This window comes from Lacticigenium naphthae DSM 19658, assembly GCF_000425865.1.
GTDB lineage: Bacteria > Bacillota > Bacilli > Lactobacillales > Carnobacteriaceae_A > Lacticigenium > Lacticigenium naphthae.
The window spans coordinates 23,066-48,285 of the sequence record NZ_AUEG01000011.1; the positions used below are offsets into that span (position 1 = coordinate 23,066).

Annotated in this window: 22 protein-coding genes; 17 read left to right on the plus strand and 5 right to left on the minus strand. The window is 38.5% G+C overall.

Features of this window, described 5'->3' with window-relative positions; translation table 11 throughout:
• The first annotated feature begins 27 nt into the window (after positions 1-27).
• Together H626_RS0107515 and ftsE are read left to right on the plus strand one after the other, a co-directional pair.
• Positions 28-807, plus strand: a complete 780-nt coding sequence (locus H626_RS0107515; RefSeq protein WP_035618948.1) for a flagellar hook-basal body protein — start codon at positions 28-30, stop codon at positions 805-807.
• A 12-nt stretch (positions 808-819) separates the two neighbouring features.
• A complete protein-coding gene (gene ftsE, locus H626_RS10915) occupies positions 820-1,536 on the plus strand; it encodes a cell division ATP-binding protein FtsE (protein ID WP_035618951.1) in 717 nt (238 codons plus the stop codon).
• A gap of 227 nt (positions 1,537-1,763) precedes the next feature.
• Here the strand turns inward: ftsE and H626_RS0107525 are convergent, their stop codons facing one another.
• Both H626_RS0107525 and H626_RS10920 read right to left on the minus strand, forming a co-directional pair.
• Positions 1,764-2,105, minus strand: a complete 342-nt coding sequence (locus H626_RS0107525; RefSeq protein ID WP_027108815.1) for a Lin0368 family putative glycerol transporter subunit — start codon at positions 2,103-2,105, stop codon at positions 1,764-1,766.
• Positions 2,102-2,512 carry a Lin0368 family putative glycerol transporter subunit gene (locus H626_RS10920; RefSeq protein WP_211221968.1) on the minus strand — a complete coding sequence of 137 codons (411 nt, stop codon included), beginning with the start codon at positions 2,510-2,512 and terminating at the stop codon, positions 2,102-2,104. Before H626_RS10920 ends, H626_RS0107525 begins: the two co-directional genes overlap by 4 nt.
• A gap of 271 nt (positions 2,513-2,783) precedes the next feature.
• On the opposite strand from H626_RS10920, the gene H626_RS0107535 reads away from it, so the two are divergent.
• Together H626_RS0107535 and H626_RS0107540 are read left to right on the plus strand one after the other, a co-directional pair.
• Complete coding sequence (locus H626_RS0107535; RefSeq protein ID WP_027108816.1) at positions 2,784-6,053, plus strand: DEAD/DEAH box helicase; 3,270 nt, start codon at positions 2,784-2,786, stop codon at positions 6,051-6,053.
• A gap of 286 nt (positions 6,054-6,339) precedes the next feature.
• Positions 6,340-6,759 (plus strand): hypothetical protein, encoded by a 420-nt coding sequence (locus tag H626_RS0107540; RefSeq protein ID WP_051237903.1) that lies wholly within the window; start codon positions 6,340-6,342, stop codon positions 6,757-6,759.
• 69 nt (positions 6,760-6,828) lie between these two features.
• On the opposite strand, the gene H626_RS0107545 is transcribed toward H626_RS0107540, so the two are convergent.
• Complete coding sequence (locus H626_RS0107545; RefSeq protein WP_035618954.1) at positions 6,829-7,575, minus strand: helix-turn-helix domain-containing protein; 747 nt, start codon at positions 7,573-7,575, stop codon at positions 6,829-6,831.
• 146 nt (positions 7,576-7,721) lie between these two features.
• Positions 7,722-9,092: a 23S rRNA (uracil(1939)-C(5))-methyltransferase RlmD gene (gene rlmD / locus H626_RS0107550; RefSeq protein ID WP_027108819.1), complete on the minus strand. Its 1,371-nt coding sequence runs from the start codon at positions 9,090-9,092 to the stop codon at positions 7,722-7,724.
• 207 nt (positions 9,093-9,299) lie between these two features.
• Between rlmD and H626_RS0107555 the strand changes: the two genes are divergently transcribed.
• The 6 genes from H626_RS0107555 (at position 9,300) to ntdP (ending at position 14,407) form a co-directional block, all read left to right on the plus strand.
• On the plus strand, positions 9,300-10,190 hold the full coding sequence (locus tag H626_RS0107555) for a general stress protein (protein ID WP_027108820.1): 891 nt from the start codon (positions 9,300-9,302) through the stop codon (positions 10,188-10,190).
• Positions 10,191-10,270: 80 nt separating this feature from the next.
• Entirely contained in the window at positions 10,271-10,447 is a 177-nt protein-coding gene (locus tag H626_RS11475; RefSeq protein WP_156883274.1) for a hypothetical protein, read from the plus strand.
• Between the two features lie 174 nt (positions 10,448-10,621).
• Positions 10,622-11,635 carry a GGDEF domain-containing protein gene (locus H626_RS0107565; protein WP_027108821.1) on the plus strand — a complete coding sequence of 338 codons (1,014 nt, stop codon included), beginning with the start codon at positions 10,622-10,624 and terminating at the stop codon, positions 11,633-11,635.
• Between the two features lie 20 nt (positions 11,636-11,655).
• Complete coding sequence (gene recX / locus H626_RS0107570) at positions 11,656-12,564, plus strand: recombination regulator RecX (protein ID WP_245570088.1); 909 nt, start codon at positions 11,656-11,658, stop codon at positions 12,562-12,564.
• Positions 12,561-13,775, plus strand: coding sequence for an A/G-specific adenine glycosylase (gene mutY / locus H626_RS0107575; protein WP_027108823.1), 1,215 nt, complete (start codon positions 12,561-12,563; stop codon positions 13,773-13,775). Before recX ends, mutY begins: the two co-directional genes overlap by 4 nt.
• Before the next feature lie 98 nt (positions 13,776-13,873).
• Positions 13,874-14,407, plus strand: a complete 534-nt coding sequence (gene ntdP, locus H626_RS0107580; RefSeq protein ID WP_027108824.1) for a nucleoside tri-diphosphate phosphatase — start codon at positions 13,874-13,876, stop codon at positions 14,405-14,407.
• Between the two features lie 138 nt (positions 14,408-14,545).
• On the opposite strand, the gene H626_RS0107585 is transcribed toward ntdP, so the two are convergent.
• Positions 14,546-15,649, minus strand: coding sequence for an FUSC family protein (locus tag H626_RS0107585; RefSeq protein WP_027108825.1), 1,104 nt, complete (start codon positions 15,647-15,649; stop codon positions 14,546-14,548).
• Between the two features lie 179 nt (positions 15,650-15,828).
• On the opposite strand from H626_RS0107585, the gene H626_RS0107590 reads away from it, so the two are divergent.
• The 7 genes from H626_RS0107590 (at position 15,829) to H626_RS0107620 (ending at position 25,219) form a co-directional block, all read left to right on the plus strand.
• Entirely contained in the window at positions 15,829-16,260 is a 432-nt protein-coding gene (locus H626_RS0107590; RefSeq protein WP_425411632.1) for a Fur family transcriptional regulator, read from the plus strand.
• Positions 16,261-16,611: 351 nt separating this feature from the next.
• Positions 16,612-17,559 carry a LacI family DNA-binding transcriptional regulator gene (locus tag H626_RS0107595; RefSeq protein ID WP_027108827.1) on the plus strand — a complete coding sequence of 316 codons (948 nt, stop codon included), beginning with the start codon at positions 16,612-16,614 and terminating at the stop codon, positions 17,557-17,559.
• A 17-nt stretch (positions 17,560-17,576) separates the two neighbouring features.
• Entirely contained in the window at positions 17,577-18,467 is an 891-nt protein-coding gene (locus tag H626_RS0107600) for a diacylglycerol/lipid kinase family protein (RefSeq protein ID WP_027108828.1), read from the plus strand.
• Positions 18,468-18,641: 174 nt separating this feature from the next.
• Positions 18,642-20,546, plus strand: coding sequence for a glycoside hydrolase family 13 protein (locus H626_RS10925; RefSeq protein WP_084140195.1), 1,905 nt, complete (start codon positions 18,642-18,644; stop codon positions 20,544-20,546).
• Positions 20,547-20,582: 36 nt separating this feature from the next.
• Positions 20,583-22,367: a glycoside hydrolase family 13 protein gene (locus H626_RS10930; protein ID WP_051237904.1), complete on the plus strand. Its 1,785-nt coding sequence runs from the start codon at positions 20,583-20,585 to the stop codon at positions 22,365-22,367.
• Positions 22,368-22,477: 110 nt separating this feature from the next.
• The gene (locus H626_RS0107615; RefSeq protein WP_027108829.1) at positions 22,478-23,782 is read left to right on the plus strand and encodes an extracellular solute-binding protein; all 1,305 of its coding nucleotides are present in this window, start codon (positions 22,478-22,480) and stop codon (positions 23,780-23,782) included.
• A 108-nt stretch (positions 23,783-23,890) separates the two neighbouring features.
• On the plus strand, positions 23,891-25,219 hold the full coding sequence (locus H626_RS0107620) for a sugar ABC transporter permease (protein WP_035618957.1): 1,329 nt from the start codon (positions 23,891-23,893) through the stop codon (positions 25,217-25,219).
• The last annotated feature ends 1 nt before the right edge of the window (position 25,220 follow it).

The window sequence follows — 25,220 nt, forward strand, 5'->3', positions numbered from 1 at the left end:
TACAAGCAGAAGTGGGGAGTGACAACAATGAACGGGATTCCTTTTAATATCAGTAAAAATGGCTTGAAAGCCCAACAGATGAAGCTCAATGCATTAGCAAATGATATTGCCAATGTCCAGACAGCCGGCTACAAACGAAAAACAGTCAGTTTTCAAGATTTGCTTCAAAATCCCCTGACTGAAGAAGATGTACGCTTACGTGATCCGTTACAAGGAGGCGGCATCGGTGCAGGTGTCAAAGCAACGGTGACGGGAACTGATTTCGGGCAAGGTGCGTTGATAGGAAGTCAACGGCAACTTGATCTAGCCGTAGCAGGCGAAGGAGTATTTGGATTGATAGATGACCAGGGAAATAGGTTGTATAGCAAAGAAGGCAGCTTTTTCGTCGATGCCAATGGATCATTAGTCAATGGTTCAGGCTTCCGTGTCGAAACCATTCCAGGAAATATTGCAGTGACTGGAAATGAGAGACTCTCCGTTTCTGCTGAAGGGGATCTCACTGCTCAAGTTGGCGAAGAAACGATCCAACTTGGAAGAGTTGCACTGTATCGTCCCCAAAATCCGCAAGCACTCCTACCTGTAGGAGAAAATTTGTTTGCCAGTCCAGAAGAGAATGGGATGGTGGAACGAGCTGATGCGATTGAGGGATTTGGAAGTATCCAACAAAGCTTTGTCGAAACGGGAAATGTTGATTTAGCTCAGGCAATGACTGATATGCTGGTGACGCAACGGGCTTATTCTTTCAACGGAAAGGTTTTGTCGAGTACCGATGATATCTATGGGATTATTAATCAGTTCAACCAGTAACCGGGTGATAAGATGATCGTGATGAAGCGCGTGTTCAAAAAATATACTCGTGGCCCGCTGGCATTGGTGAATGTCTCTTTGTTGATCGAGCAAGGAGAGTTCGTTTATTTGATGGGGGAAAGTGGTTCGGGGAAAAGTACGTTGTTGAAGACACTTTATCGGGAAGAGAAAGTCACTAAGGGGTATGTCGAAGTGTGTGGCCAAGTGGTCGCAAAAATGAAAAATCGAGAAGTACCGAATTTGCGGCGGAATATCGGGATCGTTTTTCAAGATATCAAATTATTGACCAATCAAACGATTTTTGAAAATATCGCCTATGCTTTGAGAGTTATTAAGTGTGATGAGCGCCTGATTGAAACGCGTGTGTTAGCTGTGCTGAGAGAAGTTGGGTTAGAGCACAAGGTCAATGAATACCCCGGTGACTGTAGCGGGGGCGAACAGCAGCGCGTAGCCATCGCACGGGCACTGATCAATAATCCTTCCGTTATTTTGGCAGATGAGCCTACAGGGAATTTAGATCACGAAACGTCGGTTGCTATCATGCGCCTATTTTATCGGATCAATCAAAAGGGAACGACGATTCTGATGGCGACCCATGACAGTCAACTGATCGAGCAGATTCCGTATCGTGTGATCGAATTAGCTAAAGGAAAAATCAAAAGTGATCGTAGTCAAAGCCATGTCGCATTGTTGTCTAATGAAAAAGTTAAAGAGTACACTACCGAATAAAAAGAAATGAGAAGAGGCTGGGACAAAAGTCCCAGCCTCTTCTCATTTCACGAACGAATTTTTATCTACTATATAAGACCGATCAACTAAAAAAGGTGTCCTCAGTTTTGAGGAGACACCCTTTCGATTTTCACGTCACTATTTAGGTCGATACGAAAATCATGTGAAATAAACCACCGTTTTATAAGATGGATCTGTATTAGCCATTGCCTCCGCACACAAAACTGTTAACTCAGTAGGCTCATGAGATAACCAGCAATGAAAGCTCCAGTAAATCCGGACAGAACAACAGGCAATGCGGGTTTGATTTTGCCGCCTTTTAAGGCACTGGCGGTAAAAACTCCCACAAAGGCAGCTAGCCCCATATCGATCCAAATGACACTTGATTGGTAAATGAAAGCCGTTTGAGTGCCATGATTAACTACCCACATACCCCCGACTATCAACAGTGCGGCTATCCAGCCACCAATAGTTCCAAAAATATTGGTTAATTTTCCCCAGAACAAACGTAAAAACAAAGGGAAGAGTAAAGCACCGGTGAATGTAGTGATTCCTTGCAACAAGCTCATTTTTGCCCCTCGCTTTCATTGAAATTTATATCAGGTTCCCTTTGAGTGATGGAAAGCTTCTTCTCGTAATGAATCTCGATTTTGTACGCGAGAGAGCCTCCGATCACGGCACCGACTATGACCAAAAGTATTGTAGGAACAGCTTCACCTAAGGCATTCCAACCAAAAATGAACGTATCTCGAAACAGTGCGGTCATTGAAATACCGAGTCCCATGTCTACAAAGGCTGCATACGGCTGGTTTCCGATCAGACCCAGATGATGATTGAAAAACCACATAGTCCCAACACCCAAACCGGCCGCTAAAACGCCTCCAAAAATACCCAGGTGAAGAGTTAGATAATCCCATAAGGAGATCACGATGAAACCGGCTAAACCAAAAAATAATGCATTGCGTAAAAAATTCATTTAGAAATCTCTCCTTTTGAGATAGTTATTAAAAGCATACTGAAATATTATATCACAAAAGGTGTTTTATACGGTAGGGGGTTACAAAGAAAATTCGAATCTGGACAGTACAACCATAGGTTACACAAAGAGAAGCCCACTTGTTGCTTGTTTATTTTCTGTTTTTTTAATGCATGGATCGCATCCTTATCGTTATAATAAAAAAAGAGCCCAAAACAGGCAGTTTTTTTGTTATAATGAAGGATAAGACAAAAAGAGAAGGAATGGAATCATGATAAGAAAGCAATTTTTTCCTGAAACAACCATTCAACACTTAGCTTCAAATGAAGTGGTCATGCAAAAAGGAACAGAATTATATGACCACAATAAAGTTAGTCACCCTTACGGAAATAACGAAAATAATTCCGTTCATTTCGAAGTGCAAGGCGAAAAAAAATATGATGTCAGTATTCGTTTTTATAAAAATGGCGTAGCCAAACAATACCATTGCAATTGCCCTCTATTTGAGCGCTATCAAGGAGCCTGTGAACATGTCGTGGCAAGCATGCTTAAACTGAATACGCTCACTGAAGAGGAAATTCCGTTAGATAAAAACACACAAGTGGAGCCCGGCCCTCATTTTTCGGGTAAGATGTCGCGACAAAATGATGAAGCCATCAATTTTTTGCTGACGCAGTTTGAAAAAGAAACCCAGTTACAAACGGCACATTATACGAAGCCATCCGTTTTCTTTGAATATACATTGACGTTACAGGGAAATCGCAGTCATCGAATCTACAGTCTGACAATGAAAGCAGGAAACGATCATCTATATGTGTTGAAAGACATCAAAGCAATGATCAAAGACTTTGTCCTTGGACATACGATAGATTTTGGAAAACGATTGACGTATTCTCCTGAAAAATATGCTGTCCCGTATGCGGATCAGAAGTTTTTAAAAGTTTTATATGATATCGTCCAAGTGTTAGAAGCGACCAATCCGTATGGACAAGTGGGGGATAAAAAAGAACTCATCATTCCACCACAGTTTTTGAAAATGGTCTTAACACAGTTAGAAAAGGTGGATGCCGGATTCATCCGCATCATCTCCAAACGACTTAAAACCGAACAAAGAAATCAAAACTATCATATCCAAACTGATTGGAAAAAATTACCCTTGCAGTTTCATCTCCGCAAAGTTGATGAGCGCTCAATTGAATTTGGACTTGAAAAAGAAAACGAGGAGCTCGTTCAGTTTCATTCAGGAGCAAATATCATCTTGATCGCTGACGCATTTTATTTTTTGTCAGCTGAAGCATACCGCCTGGTGAAAACAGTGTGGGAAACAGTCGAGAAAAACAATTTTGCACCACTTCGGTTCAATAAAAAGAATGCTTCAGCTTTCTTTTCTTCTGTGCTCGGCCAACTTAGCCAGTGGGTAAACTTGACTTTAGACGAGACACTACAAGCGGAAGTCATCCAACCCGACTTACATGCGCAATTGTATTTAGATTGGAATGAAGAAACACTGCATGTTCGGCCCGTATTTCGTTATGGAAGTGAAGTTTTTTATCCATTAGAAAACGAAACCCAAAAAGAAGTGAAACAGACAGCATTGGTTATTCGCAATCTGATGGAAGAAAATCGATTGCTGAGTCTGTTACATGAACAGTTGCCATTAGCAACTATCGGTGAAGGAGTCTACCAACTGGATTATACTGAAAGTGTAGCCGCTTTTCTTTATGAAAGCTTACCAACACTAAAAGATCAGTTTGAACTCTTCTTGACTTCCGAAGTCGATCAGCTTTTCTATTCCAAAAAAGCTACTCCAAGAATGGAGTTAGAAGCCAATGAAGCCACCGGATTGTTAGATGTCTCATTCCAAACCGACGATCTTTCTCTGGATGAATTGAAAGAATTGATGCAGCAATTGCGCTCGCAAAAAAAATATTACCGTCTGAACAACGGGAAATTGGTCAATTTAAAAGAAGAGGGACTGCAACAGTTCAATGAGTCTCTTGAGAAAATGGATATGGCGCCTGAGACGATCGATGCCTCGATGCACGTTCCACTAGTCAAGGGACTAGCGGTTGCCGAAGATTTAGAAATTGAAAAAGGGGAACGGTTCAAATCTATCGTAGAACGCTTAACGACCCCTATCAAGAAACCATTTGCCTTGCCTATTGGATTAGAAGCAGATTTACGTCCTTATCAAAAAGTTGGGTACAATTGGATGCGAACGCTAGATCATTATGGATTTGGAGGAATTCTCGCTGATGATATGGGACTGGGCAAAACAGTCCAAACCATTACTTTCTTGTTAGGTATTCTCGAAAATTCAACCGACCCCGCCCTGATCATCTGCCCGTCAAGTGTCTTATATAACTGGGAAGCAGAATTCGCTAAATTCGCTCCGGGAGTATCGACCATTTTATTGAATGGACCGAAAGAAGAACGCAGTGAAAAAATGAAGGAAGCACGGAAAAATGGTGTTTCTGTATGGATCACTTCTTATCCATTGATTCAACGGGATACAGATATTTTTGAAGAAGAAACTTTCCAGACAGTTATCCTTGACGAAGCACAAAATGTCAAGAATGATGCTGCCAAAACAACCAAAGCGGTGAAAGCATTAAAGACAAGAAATAAATTTGCATTGAGCGGTACACCTATCGAAAATAATTTACAGGAATTGTATACACTCTTTTCAATCGTGCAGCCGGGAATTTTCACTACGAAGAAAAAGTTTTTAGCAATGAGGAAAGAATGGATACGCAAAAAAATTACGCCGTTTATCTTGCGCCGTATCAAAAAAGAAGTCTTACAAGACTTACCTGAAAAAACGGAAACAACAGAATTGATCGATTTGTATGACTCGCAAAAACGGGTTTATCGTGCACAATTAGCGTTGATCCGTGAACGCGTGGAAGGAATAACCGATCAGACAGAATTCCAAAAAAACCGCATGCATATTTTAGCGGGGATGACCCGCTTAAGACAAATTTGTTGTGATCCACATCTTGTCTTACCTGATTATGAAGGGGAATCAAGCAAGCTCGATCGCTTGATGGAATATCTTGAAGAAGCTCGTTTGAATGGAAAACGCGTTGTCCTCTTTTCTCAGTTCACGAGTATGCTGGCAATCATTCGGAAAAAGCTGGATAATGTGGGAGTAGACTACCATTATTTGGATGGTTCCACACCAAATGAAGATCGGTTGAAATTAACAACACGCTTCAATACTGGTGAAAAAGATTTGTTCTTGATTTCTCTCAAAGCAGGGGGAACAGGGCTGAATCTTACCGGAGGAGATACCGTTATTTTGTACGATTCTTGGTGGAATCCGGCTGTTGAACAACAAGCTGCTGACCGTGTTCATCGTTATGGTCAAAAGAAATCTGTTCAAGTTATCCGGATGATCACGAAGGGGACGATCGAAGAAAAAATCAGTCTCATGCAGGCTGAAAAACGTGAATTGATGGATACCGTTATCCAAACTGGTGAAACGAAGTTGGCTAGTCTATCAAGAGAGGAAATACTCTCTTTACTATCCAGCGAATAGTTAGGCGAAGAAAGAGTCCTTGTTTGTACACCGTCCCTTCTTATTTATAATGGATCACACACCCTTAAGTAAAGAGCTGCTTTAAATAAAAAATGGGGAAAAGAAGAAGTAGGGCGGATAGCTTGCTTCTCTCTTTCTTCTTCCAATTCCAAAGAAAAAAGGAGGGAGCAGTATTCATAAGGAGAACAGATGGACTGGTTTATCTTCCTTAGAATTTAAGCCATATAAAAACTGGATCAATCGGAAACATCCAGGTGTATGCGGAACATATGCAAGTGCTGTACTTTTGCATTATACTGTAAAAAAAACATTTGCTAAGTCAATGGACCAAACGATGTTGCTTGATGGGTTAGAACCCATCATTGAAAACAGGTTGCCCTATAAAGGTACGTTTCCATGGGATTTGGCTAATGGATTGAATGAAGTCTTAACAGTGTATCCAGATTGGCATGCACGATGGGGAGCGATTCCGGATAAACGAGTAGTAAAATCTCTATCCGGGAAAAATCCCAGGCCTGTAGGCGTTGGGACCACGAAGGTGCTCAACAGTCGCTACAACAATCACTGGCTTGTTGTGTATGCTTACCGATACAATCAGCACAATCAATTGTTATTTAAAGCATATGACAATCATGGACGGTACCGAACAATTGTCAAAGCCTCGCAAACGTTTGGTTATGTATACATTGACCAGCCAATAAAATAAGAAAAGGAGATCCCGACACAAATAATAGAAAATTTCTATTACACATGTCGAGATCTCGTTTTTTTTATACTATTTTTCAGGGATTTGTTTAATGTAATCTGTCGGCGTTTCATTCGTTATTTTCTTAAATACTTTTGTAAAATAGGAATGACTATTGAAACCGGATAAATTAGCTACTTGACTGAGTTTGCGCATATCCTGGTTAAAATAATATTTGGCTAAATATATTCGTTGGGCATTTACATAGTTGATGAATGTGTCACCCGTTTCCTGCTTGAACTTGCGGGCTAAATGAACCGGGTGCATGCCGAACAAACTAGCTACTCTTGTTAAAGACAAATCATTCGTTAAATTCTCTGTTATGTAGGTCACGATTTCCTTCATTGCTTCAGAATAAGTAGTCACAGAAAACTGATCCACAGCTGTTCCATAATCAATAAACATTTTGGAAAGCACGTGGCGATTTAAGTATTGAATGTTCGGAGCATTTTGAATCACATTTTGGTATTGTTCAAAGATCAAATATTGGAACAGCGGCATCAATCCGCCTGTTTTCGCCGCTAACCGGCTATATGTATTGCATACGATCAACCGATTCTTTGCTGCGGTCAAAGTGCGTTCGGTCGAACGACGCGGAAGTTGCTTTAAAAAAGATTGATCAAGTAACCATTCAGTTAAAGCATGAACACTTTTCATGTCACCAGCACCAATGGCTTCTGTCAGCTGATCATCAATTTGATATTCTTGTGCCAATGCCTTTCTATGTAATTCATTGAGTAAACTGATTCGTTTTTCTTGAGAACTCTCTTCTTGCATAAACAAACCTCCTACAAATTTTCTCTTCTTAATCCTTACTATAGCATAAAATGAAAAAGAAGAGAAAATTAATTGATAAAATTCGTGTTTAAAATGCATAAAAATTTAAAAATAAAGAGCGTTATTCATTCAGAGAGTTTCGCTTTTTATTTCAGTGCTAAACTGACAACGGCTTCTACACGGGCTGTTTGGGGAAACAAATCGACAGATTGAATATATTGAACTTTATAAATTTTCGTCAAAACGGTTAAATCTTTTGCTAGAGTGGAGGGATTACAAGATACATATGCAAATTTTTTCGGTTTTATTTTGAGAATAGTCTTCAATAAAGTCTGATCTAAACCAGTTCTTGGTGGATCGACCACAAATGCATCTGGAGAATAGCCATCTTGTACCCATTGAGGAATCACTTCTTCTGCTTTGCCAGTTTCAAAGGTTGCATTTGTGATACCTGAATTTTTTGCGTTACTTCTTGCATCCTCGATGGCTTCCGGGATGATGTCAACACCACGAACTTCGTGCACATATTTGGCCATGCTCAATCCGATGGTTCCTACTCCGCAATAAGCATCGATCAAGCGATCTTTTTTAGTCAATTTCATCGCTTTTCTTGCTTCCGCATACAAGACAGAAGTCTGTTGTGGGTTGAGTTGGAAAAAGGCACGAGCTGAAAGCGTGTAGGTTGCCTGGTTCAATTTTTCATCGATCGTTTCTTTTCCTGCTAAATGAATTGTTTCTGATCCCATAATGATGGATGTTTTACCTTTATTGATATTTTGCATGATCGATACCACTTGAGGAAGGGTAGCTTGTATTTCTTCTATTAATGCATTTTTATGAGGCAGTTTTTCACTATTAGTCACGAGGACCAACTGTACTTCCCCTGTTCGTACACCCACACGCGAAACAATCGTTTTGATGATCCCACTATTTTTCCGCTCATCATAAACAGGGATCGCATACTTTTCGATTAGTTTTTTCACGAGGCGAATCGTCTCAGTCGTTTCAGGCTGCTGGACAATACATTCTTCAATGTCAATAAGCTGGTGTGTACCTACTGCATATAAACCGGCTATGATTTTGCCATTTTGATCTTTGCGCACAGGGAATTGGGCTTTGTTGCGGTAATGCCAGGGATCGCCCATACCAATCGTTTCTCTTACCTCGATATCTTTGTATCCAGTTGGTTTATATTTTTCTAGAGCTTGTCTGATGACATCTGTTTTGTAATCTAATTGTTTGGGGTAAGCCAAGTGTTGCAATTGGCATCCACCACAACGATCATAATAGGGGCAAGGAGGTGTAACACGATCTGGAGAAGTTTTTCTCAACTTCTGAATCGTGGCTTCAACGAATTTTGGGTATGTTTTTGTCACATTTGCGACCACAATTTCTCCTGTAATAGCTCCTTGTACAAAAACAATGGTCCGCTTATAGTAACCGATGCCCTCTCCATTGATCCCCATTCTTTTTATCGTCAACGGAAACTGTTGACCGACTGTAATATCATGATTCATTTCCATAAACTTTTCCTCCTTTGTTTTTTTTAAGAAAATCGATTTGTGTAATTTGTTTTTTAAAGCTCTTCTTTCTATAGTATAGCACGTTTGAGATAGAGCACAGTGCGTTTTTTTTGTGAAATAGAAAACCCTTTGCTATCATTAAAGTATAAGTGCGATAGGTATAAACTATAAAATAATTGATGGAAATAAGGAGAGAATATAATGGAGAGAATAGTAGAAGGAACATATTTAACAATGAAAGAAGTAAGAGAAGCAATCGAAAGGTTAGAAGAAGATAATTATTCAGTAGATGAAATGATGGTCATTACAGATAAAGAGAAGCAGTATGATGAGACACAAATTGCCTCTTATGCAGTAAATATCGATTCGGTAGAAGTGAGCGAAGAGGAAGAATCTTTCTGGGACAAAATAAAAGAAACATTAAGTTTTGATCAATACAGTTCCAATGATAGTGATTCATTATTAACAGAGTTTGGCGTTAACGAAGAACGAGCAGAACATTTTAATGAAGCCTTAGAAGCTGGCGAGATCATTTTGCTTGTGGATAGCAATGCACCTAAGAAAATTGATGAATTATCTTCTGTAAACGAAGAGGTAATGGATGGTGAATTTCCAGGAAGTGAAGAAACGGTTCAATTGAGCCATGCGGGTAAGGTACATTCAACTAAAGAAGAAAATGCATATGAGACAGTCGACCAGTCAAGTGACCAGGTTGAAAAGAACCAAACTATGCCTGAAACAAAAGAAACGGATGTATCTCAACTTGAAACCGGAGATTTTGATGCAAGTCAGGCTGAAAACACACGAAAAGAAGAAGAAAAAGCAAAGGAAAAAAAGGGTACAGAAAAAAGGGATACAACGGATAAAAAACCAACAGAAATTTCTACTTCAGAAACAAGTGACCAAGCGATGGATGAGGATATGGATCCAAGTCAAGCACAGCACACTAGAGATGAAAAAAATGATGCAGTCAAAGAAGAAACTAAACCTGATTTGACTGGAGATGAAAAAACGGTGGTCAAAGATGAACAACCTCACCACTATCCAAAAAATATCAACACCTCTGTCATCAATAGAAAAGAAAAAGAGTAAACGTGCTTGCGTACACCTCCAATTCAGGCGTAGAAAAAAGCAATATGTTAAATTTCCGTCAACAGAAAAGAGGGAATAAAATGAAAAAAGAGAAAAAAGAGAAAAAGAAAGCAGGTAAACTGCATTCAGAAAAAGTGCCTTTAGGATTTTTAACAGAGAACGACGGTAAAGAAAAGCCAGATAAAACTATACCACCCGAAGTATCAAATGAAGTAGAGAGCTTTACAAAAAAAGCAGATAAAGAATCACATAAATAAATTTTGCTGCTTTTTCGAAACCTTTTTGACTTTAACAAAGGACTTTCATCCCTCAGTAGGGATGGAGGTCTTTTACATATGAGTTAGGGATTTTTTTCAGACTGTAGTATACTTAAGAGGAAGAAAATGTGATGTTTAGATAGAATTAATATAAGAGAGAAATGGGGAAGATAGATGTCAGAAGATGTTCAAAAGCTAGAAAATGAAAAATTGGTATTGGAAGAATCTCTCTCTATTCTTAAAGAAAAATTGGAAGAATTGACTCTTTTGAACAAAGAGTTGCTGTCAGAACGTGAAGCGGATGTCAATTTAGAATATAGTTGGTCGGGTAATCTGGGACATTGGTACTGGAACGTTAAAACCAATAGCGTTGTGTTCAATCTCAAGAAAATAACGACTTTAGGTTATTCTCTGGATGAAGTCCCAGAGAAAATACCGTATGATTTTTTTACAAATAAGTTACATCCAGAAGACCATGAGCCGACTATGAATAATATGCGGGAACATTTGAAAGGTGAACGGGCCGTTTACGAGGTCGAGTACCGAATCAAAGCTAAAAATGGAAAATATAAATGGTTTTATGATAGAGGAAAAGTCACGCAAAGGGATCAAGAAGGACGACCTCTCTTCTTATCAGGAATCGTTTTTGATATTACCGAGCAAAAGCAAAAAGAGAAAAAACTGAATTCCGAACTCATTCGTGTAAAACAACAGGCATCAATTGATGATTTGACGCGTATAAAAAGTAGGCGAGCGATTTTATCTGAGTTAGATGAACGAATGTTAGAGGCGGGATTATACAAAAAGCCTTTAGTGGTTGCTATGTTTGATATTGATTTATTCAAAAATTTAAACGATCAGTTCGGACATTTGGCGGGTGACGATGTGCTAAGGAGTATTGCGCGGGTGATGAACAAGAATTTTCGGGCCATAGATTCGATCGGCCGGTATGGTGGTGAAGAATTTATTGCTATTCTTCCTTATACAACGATAGAAGAAGCAGGGAAAATAACGAATCGTATTCGTGAGAAAATTGCAGAAACTAAATTTATTGCAGACTATCCAGTGACGATCAGTGGAGGGATCGCATTATTTGACGGAGACAGTCGTGAGGAATTTATTCAGCGTGCCGATGCTAGTTTGTATAAAGCAAAAAATGAGGGCAGAAATCGGGTCGTTTCAGAATAAGTGTAAAGGAGAGAATTTTTGTGCCGCATGAATTACCTAAAAAACTTTCAGAAATTTCAATTGAAAAAAAAGATAAGCCAAAACAGAAGAAACAGTTTTTAGAAAACAAAAAAAAGAATGAGGGTTCTGCAAAAGGAATCATTACTATGATTCAATCCCAAAAGAAAAAAGGGCGTTACAATATTTACTTAGACGACACCTATGCTTTTCCGGTAGACGAGTCTCTCTTGGTCAAATATCGATTATTTAAGGGAATGGAAGTTCCATCAGATTTACAAAAAACACTACAACAAGAAGATACTACGTATAAAGCATACCATCGAGCTTTACATTATCTGAGTTATGCTTTACGTTCAACAAAGGAAGTAAAGGATGATTTGAAGAAAAAAGATTTTGAAGAACAGATCGATGATGTTATTAAGCTGTTGGAAAAACATCGATTGGTAGATGACTTGGAGTATGCAAAAAGTTATGTTCGAACGTCTTTGAATGTGAATCGAAAAGGCTCACGGGTGATTCGTCAAGAACTCAAGCGAAAAGGAATTTCAGAAGAGGAGATTACTGAAGCGATGAATGAATACAATGAAGAAGACAAATTAGCAAATGCAATTATGCTGGGTGAAAAAATGGTGAATAAATCAAAACGTCGTTCTTCCAAAGATACAGAGCGAAAAATCAAACAACACTTACTCCAAAAAGGGTATGAAATGGAGATAATAAACCTGGCTATCGAAACAATTGATTCCGAAAAAGAGGAAGAAGATGAAATGGACGCCTTAGAAATTCAAGGTGAAAAAATGTGGAGAAGATACAGCAAAGACGATATGTATAAACGGAAACAAAAAACGAAATCAAATTTATTTCAAAAAGGATTTTCAGGGGAAATGATTCAGCAATTCATTGACGAGAAAGAAATGGAAGAAGAATGAGAAAAAGCACTAAAAAGACTGTGGATTTAAAAACATATGGAATTGAAATGTGGTCACAGCCAAAAATCGAAGAATTTAGAGAAACTTTATTAAACTGGTACGACAAAGAAAAAAGAGATTTGCCGTGGCGTAGACGCGAGGATGCGTATGCTATTTGGGTTTCAGAAATCATGCTCCAACAAACACGTGTGGACACAGTCATTCCTTATTTTAATCGCTTTTTGAAAGAGCTCCCTACGATCAAGTCTTTAGCAGAGGCAGAGGAAGATGGGCTGTTAAAATTGTGGGAGGGTTTAGGCTATTATTCACGTGTGAAAAATATGCAGTTTGCGGCCCGTCAAATCATGATGGACTTTGGTGGACAGTTTCCAAATGAACCGAAGGATATACAAAAACTCAAGGGCATCGGTCCTTACACAAGTGGTGCGATAGCGAGTATGGCTTTTCAATTGCCCGAACCGGCAGTAGATGGAAATGTTATGCGTGTGTTGAGTCGCTTGTTTGAAATCGATTTGGACATTGCTAAACCATCCAATCGAAAAGTTTATGAAGTGATGATCAGGGAATTGATCGATCCAGTCAGGCCGGGAGACTTTAATCAAGCTTTAATGGATCTGGGTGCCACTGTTTGTACTCCGAAAAATTATCACCCAGAAAAAAGTCCAGTCAAGAACTTTAATCAATCCTTTTTAAATGATACCTGGGAAACGTATCCGATTAAAAGTAAAGGAAAAAAAGCGATAAAAGAAACATATATTGGATTACTTGTAGAAAATGAGAAAGGACAGTGGCTTTTAGAAAAGAGGCCATCAAAAGGATTATTAGCGGATATGTGGACATTTCCATTGCTGTCAGAAACTATTATGTATACTGAGGAAAAGTGGAAATCGTTTGATTTGCATGAAAAAAAACCGAATTTTCTTTTAGATGAAATGAAACAAGACAAATTCAAAGAATATGTCCAGTTTAAATATGGTATCGAGCCAAAAGTTGAGTCGTATACTTATGAAGAGATAAAACATGTCTTTAGCCATATCATCTGGTCGATTCAATTAGTGAAAGCTTCTGCAAGTGAAATAAGAGGAGTTATACCTGATCGATGTGAATGGGTCGATGCAGCTAATTTTGACCAATATGTCTTCCCCGTTCCGCAACAAAAAATGTGGAATCATTATAATAGTAGTCAAATGAATCTTTTCAGACTTTCTTAGTACTCACTATTTCTCATTAAGGCAAAGAATGTGTTATACTGTTTGATGATATCACATGATGCAGTGAACGCATCAATAGGAGAGAAAGTTGGGTAGGGATGGATTTTCCAAAAGAAGGAGAGTACATCACCATCCAAAGTTATAAACATGATGGCAGTTTACACCGTACTTGGCGCGATACCATGGTTTTAAAAACTACTGATCAGTCCATCATTGGTTGTAATGATCATACGTTGGTGATTGAATCAGATGGAAGGCGATGGGTCACGCGTGAACCTGCTTTGGTATATTTTCATAAACACTATTGGTTTAATATCGTCACGATGATCCGCCAAAAAGGAACTTCATATTATTGTAATTTAGCTTCTCCTTATGTTATTGATGAAGAGGCGTTAAAATATATTGATTATGATTTAGACATCAAAGTGTTTCCTGATGGAGAAAAAAGATTATTAGATGTTGATGAATATGAAGAACATAGTGCAAAATGGAATTATCCAGATGATATTGACTTGATTCTTAAAGAAAATGTGAAGATTTTAGTTGATTGGATCAACGAGGAAAAAGGTCCGTTTTCTAAGGAATATGTTGATTTATGGTATAAACGGTATCGTGAGCTATCTGGGAAATAATTTTTTTGGATGAAGTGATGGAAAGCAAAAAGAAAGAGACCGGAATCGATTCCGGTCTCTTTCTTTTTGCTTTTTAAGGAATAATGTGGTGAGGGTGAATCGTGTTCGTTACGTTTGGAGCAGTTTTACTATCTGATTCTATTCATTTGGCATCCATTCTTGAAATTCGTCGTCCTTTTCATCGTGGTGTTTTTTCAGGCTGCGTACAAGTACATTTAAATGTTGAAGATTTTCTTCATATGAGAGTACAGCTGACATAATGTGCAAGACAGAATTACTTTGACCATAATCGTTTTGTGTATAGGCTTCTAAACTTGCTTCATTAAAAAATGAATCCATGAATTCTCTGCGCAAATCGGATTTATAGGCGATGAAATTCACTTCATCTGGAAGTATTCTACCATCAAATTTCAGCAATATTTGTTCATGGGCGCTCATCAATGTCTCTAAGCGTTCACGCATAAGGATGCGTAATTCTTCAGGGAAATGATTGTACACATTTTCTGAGTAATGGAGCGTCTCTATTAAGTTATAGGCAGCTTTTATTGTTTCGATAAACTGTCGGAAGACAACGATTTTTCTCGCGTGAACTCGGAATCTTTCCGATTTTAGGATCGTATACCAAGTCGTTTCATCATTCAATAAAGAGAGAAGGTTTTCCATTTGGCTGATTTCCTTTTTCATCCAAGCTAAATCTTTAGAAATAATAGGGTATTGAACATTTTTTCTGAGGCTTGTTCGCAAATACTTTGTGATCTTATCGGTTGTCAATTCAATCGATGAATACAGTCGGTCATCATATTTTGGCGGAAGTATGAGCGAATTGATAACAAAGGTAACGAGGACACCAATAATAGTGCCTAATACGCGCACGCTGGCTTCTAATACAACAGACTGAGTTTGAGATAACATGATCACGATCAATGTAACACCGGCTAAGCCGATCACATTATTCAGATTCATCTGGTGTAAAATTGAAATCAACAGAGCGGCAGCGAGCCCGATAAATATATAGTGATTCCCAAAGAGCAAGGTGATTGCGACTGCGACTAATCCCCCAATGGCATTAGCTAAAATTCGTTCCTTCACAATGGAAAAAGATTTCCTGACTGAAGGCTGCATAGAATAAATTGACGATATACCAGCTAAACTGCTCGCATCTGGTATGCCCAGTAAATAGGGAATAGATAAAGAAATAAAGATTGCTAATCCAGTTTTTAGTGTGCGTGCACCGATTTTCATAAAAACCTACCCTTGTATTTTTCTTTAAGTGTAAGTCACGTTTCAAATATAAGCAATTCTTTTAGGTGATATGGAGAAATCTTTTTAGTTGAAATTCTAATTGAGAAACGTTATCATTGTTTTATAAGAATCTTTCTAATCAACAGAGAGAAAAAAACAGTAAAAGGGATCTGACAATTATGAGTTATGTTGTTGACCAGGCAATAGAAAGATTGAAACAAGCAGGTGTTCGTATCACTCCACAAAGATATGCCGTGTTGGCATTTTTAATTGAAGAAGACTCACACCCGACGGCTGACGAAATTTATAGAGAACTGGCAATCAAATTTCCGAATATGAGTGTTGCGACAGTTTACAATAATTTGCGCTTGTTCACAAAAATGAAGTTAGTCAAAGAACTGAAATATGGGGACTCTTCTAGTCGGTTCGATTTTTCCTCCACGGAACATTATCATGCAATTTGCTCTATTTGTGGAAAAATCGAAGATATCTATTATCCCGGTCTGGATGATGTGGAAGTAGTTGCCCACAATTTAACTGGATTTGATGTAGATACCCATAGGTTAGAAATTTATGGTAGATGTCCAAGCTGTCAACAGTCACATGCTTAGATAATCAAAAGAATAAAAACAGCTTATCCATTCCTCTTTTCAATTAGAAGAGGTTTTTTTTTTAGATATAATAAAAGTGAAACGAGAGTCTGACAGTTCAAGAGGAGCCCTCGTATGCTAATAGAAAAGGTACAAACAAACAGTCGTCATTTCACAGAGTGAATAATTATTTATTGTATAGTGAGAATAGTCTGAACTCCCATTGTGTCTGACAGAATGCGATTCAGTGTTCTGATTTGTGGGGAATATCAATAAATTTTGTTCTCTTTCGTCTTGTTTTTTTAATTGATCAATAGGATAATTGCTTTAAGCTGTTTTTAATTCAAGTTAGAGGAAAGAGGGTGGATCAATATGGTGACGCTAAGTGACGTGGCTAAAAAAGCAAACGTCTCTAAAATGACGGTTTCCCGGGCAATCAATCATCCTGAAAAAGTAACGAAGGAATTAAAAGAATTAGTTTACGTAGCAATGAAGGAATTAAACTATAAACCGAACTTGGCTGCCAAAGCATTAGCAAATAACCGTACCCAGATCATCAAGGTATTTATATTAGAAGAAATGGATACAACGGAACCTTACTACATGAATTTACTTACTGGGATCGCGAATAAGTTGGATGAAGAATATTATTCTTTACAGCTGGTCACACGAAAGAATGTCAATATTGGACATTCTGATGGTTATATAGTCTGTGGCGCTCGCGAAAGCGACTATGAAACGATCAATAATTTGGAGAAGCCCGTTGTGCTTTTTGGGGAAAATAAACACAGTTTTGATTATGTAGATACTAAGAATCAAGAAGGGATCGGCATCGCTACCGAATATGCTTTATCTTTAAGGTATGAACATATCGTGTATATTGGTATCGATGTAGATGAGCCATTCGAAATGTCTCGAGAACTAGGGTACCGCAAGGCAATGTCTGCGGCTTTGAAAAAAGAATATTTGTACCGGTTTGAAAATCGTTCTCGGTATACAGGTCGCTTTATTGAGGAAAACTGGAGTGGTTTTGAAAAAAATACGTGTTTTGTCTGTAGTTCAGATCGCTTAGCAATTGGGATATTAAGAGGAATACGTGAAAAAGAGGGGAAAGTCCCAGAAGAATTTGGCATTATTGGACATGACGGGGTATTTCTTGATCAAATTGCTTACCCGCAATTGACAACAATGAAACAATCCGTTATGGATATGGGCGCTCTTTGTGCAGCAATGGTACTGAAAAAAGTTCGTGAAAATGGGAAACCGCAAGGGAATATTTTATGTGATTCTCAACTTATAGTACGTGGAACGACTCGATAGAAGGGGGGAGATCCTCGATGACGACAGTTCACATCATGGTCAATCCTCATTCAGGTAACCACGAAGCAGAAAAATATGCACCGGTATTAAAAAACAAACTGCAGAGTTTAGGCGTATCCTCCAAGATATTTGTATCGAAGTCCGCAGAAGAGATGGTCGAATCGGTGAAGTCAGCGGTTGATAATAAAATAGATCATATATTCATTCTGGGCGGCGACGGGAGCGTAGCAATGACGGTGCAAATCATTGCAGAAGTGCATGAGGGTCCCGGATTGGGAATTATCCCGTGTGGAACCGTCAATAATTTTTATCAGAGTTTAGGTGGAACGAATGATCCTAGACGAGCAGTCGACAGGCTCGATAATTTGAAGACCACCAAAATAGACTTAGCTAAAGTGAATGACCAATATATATTGAGTACTTTATCAGCTGGGACTATACCCGAAACGACGTGGAAAGTAAGTACAAATAAAAAGGAACTTTTCGGGAAGTTTGCTTATATCATGGATGGATTTAAAGCTTTGGGAGAAGAGGTTCCGCATACCTTTACAATAAAAACAGAGGAGCGAACTTTAGAGAAAACGTTTAGTCTGTTCGTTATCGGTCTGAGAGGATTTGTTTTCGGGCTACCTGATTTTTTTCCGGAAGCAACTTCTAATGACGGAAGATTATATTTCTTTGGTCTCGACCCAAGTAGCCTTTCTCAAAAATTGAAAGTGGCAAAGGATGTATTATATCCTGATGGTCCAACAAATGCAAAAGAGCAACTAACAACAGAACTGCAATTTATCCATGCTACTATTACTTCTGATTTTGAAGGTTTCGTTACGCTAGATGGAAACAAAGGACCACGGTTTCCACTTGAAATCAAAGTGATCCCCGAAGTGTTAGCGGTCATTCTACCGTGAGACCGTAATAATGACTAAATCGTTCCCAAAGCTTTTGATTGCTTATCGTATAGCAATTGAAAGCCTTTTTCTTGTTACCGGTAACTTGTAGATAAAGGCTTGATTGTTTAAAAGCAACTGTTAAACTAATGGAGGGAAAGAAACAAAAAGTAATGATAGAAAAGGATGAAATAAATGGAAACCTCAGCATTGTATCATAGACCAGAGAGCGAATACGCATATTTATATAAAGATGGTCATTTTCATGTACGCTTGCGGACAAAGACAGGAGATGTAGAGGAAGTAGAATTACTAAGTGGTGACCCGTATACACTGCATTCAGAAAGATGGCATCACAACGGACAATCAATGAGAAAAGTCGCGAGTACAAATATACATGACTACTGGGAAATTGATACATATGAACCTACACACCGTATGTCTTATGGCTTTCACGTAATTGGAAAAGACGGTGTGGAAGTATTTTATTCAGACCAAGGTGTGTATCCATATCATGAATCGTATTTAACAGAAGCTAATTTTTACTTTAGAATTCCTTACATTCATTCTATCGATGCATTTAAGGCACCTGACTGGGTAACCAAAACTATTTGGTATCAAATCTTTCCGGAAAGATTTGCCAACGGAGATAAAAGCAATGATCCCGAAGGAACGTTAGCTTGGGGAAGTAAAGAGCACCCTTCTCGAGATGATTTTTTCGGTGGGGACCTTCAAGGCGTACTAGATAATTTTGATTATTTAGAAGAATTGGGCATCAACGGGATATATTTCTGTCCTATTTTTAAAGCAACAAGTAATCATAAATACGATACGATCGATTACGAAGAAGTGGACGAAGCTTTTGGAGACAAAGCATTATTTAAAGCGGTTGTTGACGAAGCACATAGAAGAGGAATACGTATTATGATCGATGCAGTATTCAATCATTTAGGAATGGATAGTCCCCAATGGCAAGACGTTTTAAAAAACCAAGAAAACTCGCAATACAGAGACTGGTTCCATATCCATGACTTCCCTGTTAAATCTTTTGCAGAATTGACTGTCGAAGAATTGGAAGATGTAGGCGGAGCAAACTATGATACATTTGCTTTTACAGCTCATATGCCAAAATTAAATACAGCTAATCATGAGGTCCAGGAATATTTACTTGGTATTGCAAAATATTGGATCCGAGAATTTGATATCGATGCGTGGAGACTGGATGTAGCTAATGAAGTCGACCACAATTTTTGGAAAAGATTTAAAAAAGAAACGACGGCAATTAAAGAAGACATCTATATATTGGGTGAAATTTGGCATTCTTCTCCAAATTGGTTAAAAGGAGACGAGTTTCACGCTGTCATGAATTATGCTTTTAATGACAACATCAAAAATTATTTTTTCAACAAATTGACTTCTGCTAGCCGCATGGTTTCAGGGCTGAATTCACAATTGATGTTGTATCGCAAACAGACGACTGAAGTGGCATTTAATTTGCTCGATTCCCATGATACAGCCCGACTCTTGACAAAAGCTGGCGGAGACAGTGATTTAGCTAAAACAGCCTTAACATTTATGTTTGCGCAAATTGGGTCTCCTTGTATATATTATGGTACTGAAATTGGAATGACTGGTTTTGATGATCCGGATTGCCGGAAATGTATGATTTGGGATAAAAAAGAACAAGACCTCTCAATGCTTGAATTTACAAAAGAATTGATTGCGTTCAGAAAAGAATATCAAGAATTCATCACTTACGGAGAAGTGATCTGGCATGACGTGCGGGATGATGAACAAGTGGTTGGATTTAAACGTATTTTAGGCGATGAAGAACTTGTCTTTTATTTTAATCAAGACGAAGAGTCTTTTGAATTAGATGGGCTACCTGAAAGAAGTCTATCTATTTTTTCTCAAGGTGCAATCAGAGATGGTAACACTGTTTCCATTGAACAAAATGGCTTTTATATATATAAATCTGTGCTGGTCGATGCACACAAAAAAGATAAAATCGCCGCAAAACGTGCACGTGCTCGTCGCCGTTTCAATCCAACGACTTTGGACAGTATCAAAGAGGGAAATACAGATCCGATAGAAGTTTGAACTGATCTCAATCTATAGGTGGGTGAGAATAGAAATATGATCCATAAAGAAAATTTAATGCACATCCCCAAAAGCAATATGGCCTATGCGAAGAATAAGAACACGGTATACATTCAGCTTAGAACAAAGAAAAATGAATTGGAATCCGTTGAATTGATAAAAGATCATCCGGATGGTTGGGTACAAACGGATGCAGGGTACGTATGGAAAAAAGAATCCATACCAATGAGAAAGCACTATACAACGTCCTATTTTGATTATTGGCAAATAGAAGTTCTGCTCGGCGATCCTTCTATGCGTTATGGATTTATAGTGCATACAGAGAAGGAAAGCAAGCTATTTATTGAACGAGGGCTATTTGATAGAGAAGATCCTTTTATAGAAAATGATATCAACAGTTATTTTGCTTTTCCCTATATTCATGAAATAGATATCTTTTCTCCACCCACGTGGGTGGAGAAAACTATATGGTATCAAATTTTCCCCGATCGTTTTTACAAAGCAAATGCAGAATCAGATTCAGCTCATTTACAGAATTGGAAGGACCCTAAAGAACTCGGACAATATGCTTTTTTAGGGGGCAATATTACTGGGGTGACACAAAAGCTGGATTATTTAGAAGAGTTAGGCGTAAATGGTCTCTACTTGACACCTATTTTTGAGGCTCCAACTGTTCACAAGTATGATACAAGTGATTACTTCAAAATCGATGCAGCATTTGGAACGAAGCAAGATTTAAAAGAGTTGGTCAACTTGGCACATGAAAAAGGGATGCATCTCATATTGGATGGAGTATTCAATCATTGTGGGGTGGAATTCGCTCCTTTCCAGGATGTAATGTTAAAGGGAGCGGAATCTAAATATAGAGACTGGTTCTATATCCATCAGTTCCCCATAATTGATGCTAGCGGAAAACTGATCCCCACCCATTATCGCCATTTTGTGCCGACAATGCCAAAACTCAACACGCAAAATAGGGAAGTCCAAGATTACCTAATAGAGGTTGCAGTTTATTGGATGAAAGAGGCCGATATAGATGGCTGGCGATTAGATGTAGCCAATGAGATCGACCATCATTTTTGGAGGAAGTTTAGAGAAGCCGTTAAAAATGTAAAAAAAGAAGCCTATATCGTTGGAGAAATATGGCATAATGCCCAACCCTGGTTGGATGGGAGTCAATTTGATGGTGTAATGAACTATCCGCTCACCAAACCCATCTTAGAGTGGATGGCAGCAGAAAGAATCGATACAGCAACTTTTTGTGATTCATTCATAGAATCAGTGGTGCAGTATTCCAGTAATCAGCATGCAGGTATGTTTAATCTTTTAGACAGTCATGACACCGACCGGATCGTTCACTATGCAAAGCATGATTTGCTGAGAGTGAATGCTTGTTACGCTTTGCTGTTTATTCTTCCCGGTTCGTTGTCACTTTATTATGGTAGCGAAAATTATTTAGAAGGTGGAGAAGATCCAGAGAATCGTAAGCCAATGCATTTTGACTCTATTAAATTAAAGGAATCTATTCTGCCTCAACTGATTCACGCAAGAAGAGAGAACCAGCCTTTATTTAATCAAAGTACGTTTGCTTTTATTCAATGTGAACGTGACAGTGTGATCATCCAGAAAGAATTTCAAAATAAGAGAGTCTATTTATTTGTATCAAATAAAAAAGACACAACGATCGGAGTCCCCTTAAAATTGCAAGGAACTAAAATGAAGAACCTCTTAACAGGCGCAATTGAGACTATGGCAGAAACGATCAAGTGTACCGATACGCTTTTTCAGCTATATTTACAGGCCAGGGATGTAAGCGATTAAATGATGTGTGAATCCTGATACCGGTAACAGTCGGAAAACGTTTGCAAAAAGTGGCAGGTTCTTTCATAATAAGGATTGTAATTTGGTTTCACAATAAGGAGGAATAATAGATGGAAAAAAGTCAATGGAAAAAATATGCTTTAGGATTTGTATCTGCTAGTGCGTTAGTTTTAGCTGCCTGCGGAGGAGATACAGCTGAAGATACTGGGACAGATGGAGAAGATACAACTGAAAGCACAGAAGCTACAGGTGGATCATACGATGGACAAACTCTTGAAGTAGGAGTTGGAGCAGATTATGTTGCTTATGCAGAAGATATCGCTGCTGATTTCGAAGAAGAATTTGGTGTCACTGTTGAAGTGACCGAAAGAGATATGTTTGATACATTAGAAGCTCTTCCATTAGATGGACCTGCTGAATTAGCACCAGATGTCATGTTATCACCGTATGATCGTATTGGTGGACTTGGACAACAAGGTCATTTAGCAGAAGTGACATTACCGGATGACGAACGTTACGATGAAACAGATGCAACGCAAGTAACAGCAAACGATACAATTTATGGCGCACCTTTTGTAATTGAAGCATTGGTCATGTACTATAACAATGACTTAGTGGACAAAGCACCCGAAACATTTGAAGAATTAGAAGCGTTAGCTGAAGAAGAAAGATTCGCATTTGAAGGTGAAGAAGGAACAAGTACAGCTTTCTTAGCTAACTGGGTAGACTTCTACAATTCATATGGTCTGATTTCTGGTTTCGGTGGATATGTATTTGGTGAAAACGGAACAGACACAAGTGATGTTGGCTTAAATAATGAGGGAGCAATCGAAGGTATCTCTTATGCAGCTGATTGGTTCCAAAATAGATGGCCTGAAGGTATGCTTGATGTAACAAGTGCTGGAGATTTCATTGATGATCAATTTATTCAAGGAAATACAGCTGCTATCATCAACGGACCATGGGGAGCTGGAAATTACAATGAATCCGGCATGGACTATGGTGTTGCTAAAGTTCCAACGTTACCAAACGGCGAAGAATATGCACCATTTGCTGGAGGTAAAGGTTGGGTCATCAATAGTTACTCAGAAACAACTGGTTTAGCTCAAGAATGGTTGGACTTTGTAACAAACGAAGAAAACATGATGTTATTATTCGATGAGTATACAAATGAAATTCCAGCTAACCAAATGGCTCGTACACAAATCTCTGATGCTGGAGATAACGAATTAGCTGCAGCTGTTATCGCTCAATACGATACTGCTGTACCAATGCCAAACATTCCAGAAATGGCAGAAGTTTGGACAGGTGCTGAAACAATGATGTTTGACGCAGGATCTGGCAATAAAACGCCTGAAGAAGCAGCAAACGATGCAGTTCAAATTATTGAAGAAAACATTGAACAAAAATATTAAGACTATCGTTTGAACGAATTTAAGAGAAAAGGAATCGGCGGAGATGAAATTTATCTCTGCCGTATTTTCTGAAATAGAGGTTTCTCTTACAAAAGGAGATGCAGTTCGATGGAATACAAGAAAAAAGAGATCACATATACTCCGGAACAACAACAGGATATCAAAAAAGCTACCTGGCTATCCGCCATTCCTGGGTTAGGACAATTTTATAACAAGCAGAATTTTAAGGGATTATTATTTTTAGGAATATTTATTCTATTTATTATAGAGATGATCACTTTTGGTGCGGGAGCATTCGAAGGATTGATCACATTGGGAACTGTTCCTCGCGAAGATCATTCGCTATTCTTACTGATCGAGGGAACATTACAGATCCTTGTTACACTGATTTTCTTGATTTTCTTGGGCGTCAATATGATGGATGCACATCGTGTAGCTAAAATCAAAGCGTTGAATCCAAAAAATGTCAATACGACCATTCAAGCTACATTTAAAAATGCAATGGATGACGGGTTTCCTTACTTATTAACTATTCCAGCTTATCTGGTTATGCTTTTCGCTATTGTTTTCCCGGTCTTGGTAACATTATTTGTTGCCTTTACGAATTATGATTTTTATCATATTCCACCTGCTACCTTAGTAGATTGGGTTGGATTGGAAACATTCATAAATATTTTCTCATTGAACACATACCGCGATACATTCTTTGCTGTCTTTTCCTGGACAGTCATCTGGACACTCACGGCTACGACATTGCAATTAGTTATTGGTGTAGGAACAGCGGTTGTGTTAAATCAACAATTCATTAAATTTAAACGGGTATTTGGTGTGGTCATGTTACTGCCATGGGCTGTACCAGCCTTTATCACTATTTTGACATTTTCTAATATGTTCAATCCGAGTGTAGGCGCGATCAATACACAAGTTATTCCGTTCATAAATTCGATCATTCCATTTTTAGAGATCTCTTCTATTTCTTGGAAAGTAGATCCTTTTTGGACAAAAGTCGCTATCATTACAATTCAAGGATGGTTAGGATTCCCATACATTTATGTGTTGACTTCCGGGATCTTGCAATCTATTCCAAATGACTGGTATGAAGCTTCCGTTATCGATGGCGCTTCTTCTTTTCAAAAATTCAGATTTATCACCCTACCACAAATATTTGCCGTTGCAGCTCCCATATTTGTGACGCAATACACGGGTAATTTTAATAACTTTTCTATGATTTACCTCTTTAATGAAGGAGGTCCAGGAAGTGTCGGAAGTGGAGCGGGTTCGACAGATATCTTGATTTCCTGGATATATAAATTGACTACAGGGACGTCTCCACAGTACAACATAGCTGCTGCGGTCACATTGATCATTTCAGTCGTAGTAATTACGATATCAATGTTAGTGTTTAAACGTACGCGTGCCTTTGATATGGAGGACTGAG

Coding starts and splice junctions, on each gene's coding strand:
- H626_RS0107565 (WP_027108821.1), top strand. CDS start 10,622: ATGTCAGAAGATGTTCAAAAGCTAGAAAATGAAAAATTGGTATTGGAA.
- H626_RS0107585 (WP_027108825.1), bottom strand. CDS start 15,649: ATGAAAATCGGTGCACGCACACTAAAAACTGGATTAGCAATCTTTATT.
- H626_RS0107515 (WP_035618948.1), top strand. CDS start 28: ATGAACGGGATTCCTTTTAATATCAGTAAAAATGGCTTGAAAGCCCAA.
- H626_RS0107555 (WP_027108820.1), top strand. CDS start 9,300: ATGGAGAGAATAGTAGAAGGAACATATTTAACAATGAAAGAAGTAAGA.
- H626_RS0107600 (WP_027108828.1), top strand. CDS start 17,577: ATGACGACAGTTCACATCATGGTCAATCCTCATTCAGGTAACCACGAA.
- H626_RS10925 (WP_084140195.1), top strand. CDS start 18,642: ATGGAAACCTCAGCATTGTATCATAGACCAGAGAGCGAATACGCATAT.
- H626_RS0107620 (WP_035618957.1), top strand. CDS start 23,891: ATGGAATACAAGAAAAAAGAGATCACATATACTCCGGAACAACAACAG.
- rlmD (WP_027108819.1), bottom strand. CDS start 9,092: ATGAATCATGATATTACAGTCGGTCAACAGTTTCCGTTGACGATAAAA.
- ftsE (WP_035618951.1), top strand. CDS start 820: ATGATCGTGATGAAGCGCGTGTTCAAAAAATATACTCGTGGCCCGCTG.
- H626_RS0107535 (WP_027108816.1), top strand. CDS start 2,784: ATGATAAGAAAGCAATTTTTTCCTGAAACAACCATTCAACACTTAGCT.
- H626_RS11475 (WP_156883274.1), top strand. CDS start 10,271: ATGAAAAAAGAGAAAAAAGAGAAAAAGAAAGCAGGTAAACTGCATTCA.
- H626_RS0107615 (WP_027108829.1), top strand. CDS start 22,478: ATGGAAAAAAGTCAATGGAAAAAATATGCTTTAGGATTTGTATCTGCT.
- H626_RS10930 (WP_051237904.1), top strand. CDS start 20,583: ATGATCCATAAAGAAAATTTAATGCACATCCCCAAAAGCAATATGGCC.
- H626_RS0107545 (WP_035618954.1), bottom strand. CDS start 7,575: ATGCAAGAAGAGAGTTCTCAAGAAAAACGAATCAGTTTACTCAATGAA.
- ntdP (WP_027108824.1), top strand. CDS start 13,874: ATGGATTTTCCAAAAGAAGGAGAGTACATCACCATCCAAAGTTATAAA.
- H626_RS0107590 (WP_425411632.1), top strand. CDS start 15,829: ATGAGTTATGTTGTTGACCAGGCAATAGAAAGATTGAAACAAGCAGGT.
- H626_RS10920 (WP_211221968.1), bottom strand. CDS start 2,512: ATGAATTTTTTACGCAATGCATTATTTTTTGGTTTAGCCGGTTTCATC.
- mutY (WP_027108823.1), top strand. CDS start 12,561: ATGAGAAAAAGCACTAAAAAGACTGTGGATTTAAAAACATATGGAATT.
- H626_RS0107525 (WP_027108815.1), bottom strand. CDS start 2,105: ATGAGCTTGTTGCAAGGAATCACTACATTCACCGGTGCTTTACTCTTC.
- H626_RS0107595 (WP_027108827.1), top strand. CDS start 16,612: ATGGTGACGCTAAGTGACGTGGCTAAAAAAGCAAACGTCTCTAAAATG.